This window comes from Ideonella sp. P3_A4 (genome assembly GCF_056403075.1).
The window spans coordinates 1-612 of record NZ_JBFUGE010001341.1; the positions used below are offsets into that span (position 1 = coordinate 1).

Here is a 612-nt window from a genome sequence, read left to right on the forward strand (position 1 = left end):
CACGAATACAGCCCAATCTTGAAGTCCATTGCCGAAGCTTTTCTCAATGTAGGTTCCAAAGGTCTTCGCTACGACTGGTGGTGGGAGCTATTCAAGGATGAATCCTCGTCGTGGCACACCGGGGATCGCTCGCTTGCCATTCTCGGCAAGCTGCTTCCTCCAAACGAGGCTATGTGGCTTCTAGCAAACGACAGTTCCAAGAAGCAGGACAGCTTCTGGGTGTGCGAGGCAAGCGCCGACAGCATCCTTCAAATTCTTGGGGCATCCTATGGGTTCGAGTATCTTGTCGTCTCAAAGAAGTACGAATGGCTCGTAGGGGAGCATCACAGTGAAGTTTTGGTTGCTGTTGGTGAGCGAATGGTCAAGGCCCTCGAAAATGCACGGCATGGCGCAGAGGCTTGAGTTCAACGTTGAAGTGCAACACCCCGCGGACGGCCGAATGCTTCGGCCGGAGTCCTGAATCCTAGTCTTTCTCTTGGCCGGCTGTTGAGTTCACCCGCAATGCGGTCGCACTCGGCTTGGGTCAGCCCCTTCAAGCACATGCCCTTGGGCAGGTACTGCCGAAGCAACCCGTTGGTGTTTTCGTTCGTTCCTCGCTCCCACGAGTGGTAC

2 protein-coding genes are annotated in these 612 nt (G+C 55.1%); one reads left to right on the forward strand and one right to left on the reverse strand.

Features of this window, described 5'->3' with window-relative positions; all coding sequences use genetic code 11:
• A partial coding sequence (locus tag AC1DYI_RS37915) for a DUF6756 family protein (RefSeq protein ID WP_477209193.1) occupies window positions 1-402 on the forward strand: 402 nt, incomplete at its 5' end.
• A 2-nt stretch (window positions 403-404) separates the two neighbouring features.
• Here the strand turns inward: AC1DYI_RS37915 and AC1DYI_RS37920 are convergent.
• Window positions 405-612, reverse strand: a 208-nt coding sequence (locus AC1DYI_RS37920; protein WP_477209194.1) for a transposase, incomplete at its 5' end; no start/stop codon positions are given.